6 protein-coding genes are annotated in these 4,920 nt (G+C 64.5%); all 6 read left to right on the top strand.

What is annotated here, in order from left to right:
* Nucleotides 1-54: 54 nt before the first annotated feature.
* The gene (locus AAC023_RS13630; protein WP_040181319.1) at nucleotides 55-369 is read left to right on the top strand and encodes a hypothetical protein; all 315 of its coding nucleotides are present in this window, start codon (nucleotides 55-57) and stop codon (nucleotides 367-369) included.
* Nucleotides 329-1,006, top strand: coding sequence for a lytic transglycosylase domain-containing protein (locus AAC023_RS13625; protein WP_339741743.1), 678 nt, complete (start codon nucleotides 329-331; stop codon nucleotides 1,004-1,006). The genes AAC023_RS13630 and AAC023_RS13625 overlap by 41 nt, the downstream gene beginning before the upstream one ends.
* A 16-nt stretch (nucleotides 1,007-1,022) precedes the next feature.
* A complete protein-coding gene (locus AAC023_RS13620) occupies nucleotides 1,023-1,304 on the top strand; it encodes a TrbC/VirB2 family protein (protein WP_065335126.1) in 282 nt (93 codons plus the stop codon).
* A 15-nt stretch (nucleotides 1,305-1,319) separates the two neighbouring features.
* Complete coding sequence (locus tag AAC023_RS13615; RefSeq protein WP_038070148.1) at nucleotides 1,320-1,598, top strand: VirB3 family type IV secretion system protein; 279 nt, start codon at nucleotides 1,320-1,322, stop codon at nucleotides 1,596-1,598.
* Nucleotides 1,599-1,773: 175 nt separating this feature from the next.
* Complete coding sequence (locus tag AAC023_RS13610; RefSeq protein ID WP_339741742.1) at nucleotides 1,774-3,966, top strand: hypothetical protein; 2,193 nt, start codon at nucleotides 1,774-1,776, stop codon at nucleotides 3,964-3,966.
* Nucleotides 3,967-4,167: 201 nt separating this feature from the next.
* A partial coding sequence (locus AAC023_RS13605; protein WP_339741741.1) for a transglycosylase SLT domain-containing protein occupies nucleotides 4,168-4,920 on the top strand: 753 nt, incomplete at its 3' end.

Here is a 4,920-nt window from a genome sequence, read left to right as displayed (position 1 = left end):
CTTTATGGCCTTAGTGTCGTGAAGTAGAAGGGCTCTCGTGGGGAGAGTCCGAACATGCCGATAGCGCGCAACCAGATCCTGATCACCATCGATGGTGTGAAAGACCTTCAAGAAGAAGGCATCGCGTTCCGCTGCCGGTATGAACTCGTGGGGTTCACGGACGATGGCAAGCCGCGCTACCAGTGCATCTACCTGCGCGCGGGCGAGCCGGAAGCCATTCTGGTCTCGACCCGGATCACCCCACACGGACCTGAGCCGCGGTATTTCAACATATGGCCGGGGCTCTTCAAACATCATCTCGAGTTCGGTGACGGGCGCGATCTGCGCTTTGGTCCTGACTACAGCATCACCCTCGAGGAGCGCGGCTGACGTCATCGCCTTCGGTCGCGACGGCACGGCCCGGACCTCGGGCTGGACTTTCCACGGCGCGAGGCCTGCCTGGGCGGGGCTGGATGATAGCGCTGAGGCCGAAGTGGTTCTGGCCTCGCTGGTCGCCACGCCGCCGTCCGGACGCGACGACATCCTCTCCCTGATCCGGACGACTGCTGATCGCCACCAGGGGAACCGTGCCCTGCGCCAGGTTGGTCTGGGTGCCGACGACTGGCAGTTCCTGTTCCGAGCACTGGTCGAGGCCGAAAGCAGCTACAACCCAACTGCCGTCAGCCCCAAGGGCGCCTATGGTCTCGGCCAGCTGATGCCAGACACGGCCCGCGGCCTCGGAGTCGATCCGCGCGATCCCTCCCAGAACCTCGATGGCGCGGCGCGCTATCTGCTCGCGCAGCTCGCCACGTTCAAGGACATCGACCTGGCGCTCGCAGCCTATAATGCCGGGCCGCACCGCGTGATCGAGTATTCAGGCGTCCCGCCTTTCACCGAGACCCGCGACTATATCGCGCGCATCCATCGGATCCGGTCCCGGCTGGCAGGTAAGCCTGTTTCCGCTCCGGACATCCGCGTCGCAGACGGTGTTCCAGCCCGCGCGCCCGTCCTCATCGATCTTCAGTAAAACAAGGAAACTTCGCATGCTCCGACATCGCCTCAGCCGCCTCTTGCCTGTCGCCACAACCCTGGCGGCTTTCGCAACGCCCGCCTTCGCGCAGGACTTGTCGCCGATCCAGACCATGCTGGAAACCGTAGAGGCCGCCCTGACCGGCCCGATCGGGATCGCGGTTGCCACGCTCGCTGTGATCGGCACCGGCTTCATGTGCATGATGGGGCGGCTGAACTGGGGCTGGTTTGCCTCGGTTATTATCGGGATCGTGCTGATCTTCTCGGCCGGTACCATCGTCGACGGCTTCTCCTGAGATCCGAGTAGAGCAGTGGCAGAACGATCCCCCCTTTTTCTGGGCCTCGCCCGTCCGCCCAAGTATCTGGGTCTCCCTGTCGGATACCTTGTGGTGCTGGCGACCGGGGTCGTTCTGCCGTTTATCTGGACGAAGTCGATGGTCTTCTTCCTGATTGGTCTCGTCGCCTATCCGATCCTCTGGTTCGTCGCTGACCGCGAGCCGCATTTCTTCGAAGTGCTGCGCGTCTCCTATGGATCGGTGCGCCCGACGAAGAACCGGGCCCTGCACGGGGGCGACAGCTTTGGCGCTTGATGCAGGCACTCTTTCCACCCACGGAACAGCCCTGCATCAAGCGGGCGGCGGGGCGTTCGCGCGGGAGAGCTATCTCGCCGAACACCTGCCGTATTTTGCCCTCGCCGATGACGATGTCATGGTCCTGCGCGAGGGCGATCTCCTGGCGACCCTGCGCCTCGACGGGCTGAACCCGATGACCACCGAGGATGCCCGGCTCGATGCGCTCAAACGCGCGGTCGCAGCCATCGTCGCCCAGACCGGCAACGCCTTCGGTTTCTACGTCCACCGGATCTCCGTGCCGCAGGATCTCGGCATGCGCCCTATCGAGGGAGACAGTTTCGCAGCCGCGATCGACGCGCGCTGGCAGGCCCATGTCAAAGACCTGCGACCGGCCAAGCGCCAGCTCTATCTCAGCGTCATCAGGCGGCCCGACATTTCGGCGCGCATTCCGCTCCTGCGCGCGCTGGCCCGCAAGGCTTGGGTCAAGGACCGCGCGACACGGATGCAGGAATTGAACGAGGTCATGGGCTTCTTCGAGGTTGCGCTTGCCTCGGCCAACCCCGTCAGGCTCACGAAATCGGGCGGCGAGTGGCTGGGCTACCTCAACACGCTGAACGCAGGCAGCTTCTCCCCCATCGCCTTCGGGCAAAGCGCCCTGCCCCTCTCGCATACCTTGAGCAATTGCCGCGCGACCTTCGACGGCGACGTTGTCACCCTCACCGACGCCGTGACCGGTCAGGTCAAATACGGCGCGCTCTTTTCGATGAAGACCTACCCGGCATTGACCGATGTGACGCTGCTCGACGCGCTCGACCTGCCGCTCGACATTGTGCTGACGAATTCCTTCAGCCCGATCCCGAACAATATTATGGCCGAGCGGATACAGCGGATCATCCGCCAGATGCAGGCTTCCGACGATGCCGCCGTCTCCCTGCGCGAACAGCTGGGTCAGGCCGCCGATGACCAGGAGGCGGGGCGCATCGCCTTTGGCGATCATCACCTCTCGATCGCCGTCTATGCCCCAGACCGCGACACGCTCGAACGCGCCGCCGCCCAGATCAAGCGTGTGGGCCAGGAGATCATGTCCGTCATCGTGCGCGAGAACATGGCGCTGAAAGCCACCTACTTCGCGCAATCGCCCGGCAACTTCGGCTACCGGGCGCGCAAGACGCCGATCTCCTCGATCAATTTCGCGGATTTCGCGGCGCTTCATGGCAGCGTCGAGGGACGCGGACGTGACCAGTCGCCCTGGGGTCATACCATTTCGGTCCTGCCGACGGTCGGCACCTCCGGTTATCGCTTCAATTTCCACGAGGCGGGCAGCCCCGGCAAGGAACCGACCGTCGGCCATACGCTGGTTCTGGGACGCACCGGCACCGGCAAGACACTGACCACGGCTTTCCTCGCAGCCCAAGCGCAACGGGTCGGCGCGCGGCTTTTCTTCTTCGACAAGGATCGCGGCCTCGAGATGGCCGTGCGCGCCCTCGGTGGCCGCTATAACGAGATCCGCGCGGGCGTGCCCACGGGCCTGAACCCGCTCGATACCGAAATCGACGAACGTGGCCGCGCCTGGCTCTCGGATTGGCTTGCGACACTTCTCACACGCAACGGAACCCTCACCGGCGAGCAGTCACGACACATCCAAAGCGCGGTCTCGCAAAATGCCCATGCCGAGGGCTCGCTCCGGCGCTTCGCGAGTTTCGAGACCCTGTTTCAGTCGCTCGATGACGATGGCGAGCTACAGTCCCGCGTCGCCGAATGGGCCCCGGGCGGGCGCTATGGCTGGGTCTTCGACGAGCCGGAACAGGGTGCCAGGCTTGAACTGGCCTCGGACATCATCGGGTTCGACATGACCGAGATCCTCGACATGACCACCGAACGCATGGCGGTGCTGTCCTATATCTTCCGCCAGATCGAACGCGTGGTCGAAGATCGTCGCCCCACCATCATCGTCCTCGACGAGGCTTGGAAACTCTTGGACGATCCGTATTTCGGGGCGCGGCTGGAAAACTGGCTGGTGACGCTGCGCAAGATGAACTGCGTCGTGATCATGATGACGCAGTATCCGAGCCAGTTGCGAGACAGCCGCGTCGGCAAGACCATCGTCGAGACGGTGCCCACGCAAATCCTCTTCCCGAATGACCGCGCCACGATCTCGGATTACGACTTTCTGCGCGTGAACGCCAAGGAGGCCGCGCTCCTCGTCCAGCCCACCATTGGCCAGCGCATCGCGCTCGTTCGCTCGGCGGGCGACAGCGTTTTCGTCGACGCCGATCTCTCTGCCTTGGGCGACCTCCTCCCCATCCTTGGCGGCGGTGCCACCGGCGAGGCCCGCGTTCCCGCCGATTGGCGCGCCAATCCTGATTTCTGGAGACATGTGATATGAGTTCAAACCCCTCCTCGCGCTCTGCGCCGCCGCGGGCCTTCTGTCGGCATGCGAGAAATACACCGAGAAAACCTCGCCCTGCTTCGGACGCAATGGCGAGCCGCAGGTGACGCGGTCCGCCCTCTCCTTCTCGACCATAGGCGCTCCGGTCCAGCAGGCTGCAAAGTCTGACTGCAGCTTCGAGCCCCTGCCGCGTCCGGAATGAGCCGTGCCGCGATCATATCCGCCGGGCTCTGCCTCGGCCTCGGTGCGCTGCCCGCGCTCGCCCAAGGCGTGCCGACGCAGGACAATTCCGCGATCGGTCGCGCCATCGCGCGGGTGACGGCGCTTGCCGAGGATCTGGGCGTCCAGCAGGACAAGGATCGGACCGAGTCTACGCTGGCCGATGTCCAGGCCGACCAGCTGCGCGTCCTCGAGGAGATGACCGCCGCGATCACCGGGCCCGGCTTCGATATCCGCGCGCTCGAAGGCAATGCGGATTTCGGGGTGGCGGCGATCTATCCAAATACCGATGCAAGCCCCATGAACAGCCGCCTCTTCGGTGAGGGCCGCGAGACGGTCGAGATGATGATCGTCGAGGTTGCGGGCGAATTCGCAGGCGCGCCCGGTGTGGCCCGGGCCGGGCTCTCGGCCACCCAGTGGCGCTGCCTCTTCCAGGCCCTGATCAAGCAGGAAAGCCGATTCAACGTTGCCGCCGAAAGCCCGGTCGGGGCCTATGGCCTCACCCAGCTCATGCCCGGCACTGCCTCCGACCTCGGCGTCGACCGCTATGACGTGAAAGACAACCTGCGCGGCGGCGCGCGCTACATCACCACGCAGCTCAACCGGTTCGGCAATATCCCCCATGCGCTCGCAGCCTATAACGCGGGGCCCAGTCGGGTCATCGAATACGGCGGCGTGCCGCCCTTTGCCGAAACTCAGGGCTACGTGCGCAACATCTCCAAGTTCTACAAC

The sequence above is a fragment of the uncultured Maricaulis sp. genome, from assembly GCF_963976135.1.
In the GTDB taxonomy this organism is placed as follows: domain Bacteria; phylum Pseudomonadota; class Alphaproteobacteria; order Caulobacterales; family Maricaulaceae; genus Maricaulis.
Note: the sequence above shows the minus strand (reverse complement) of the source record. Positions and strands in the feature narration are given on the sequence as shown.

Coding starts and splice junctions, on each gene's coding strand:
- AAC023_RS13630 (WP_040181319.1), top strand. CDS start 55: ATGCCGATAGCGCGCAACCAGATCCTGATCACCATCGATGGTGTGAAA.
- AAC023_RS13620 (WP_065335126.1), top strand. CDS start 1,023: ATGCTCCGACATCGCCTCAGCCGCCTCTTGCCTGTCGCCACAACCCTG.
- AAC023_RS13610 (WP_339741742.1), top strand. CDS start 1,774: ATGACCACCGAGGATGCCCGGCTCGATGCGCTCAAACGCGCGGTCGCA.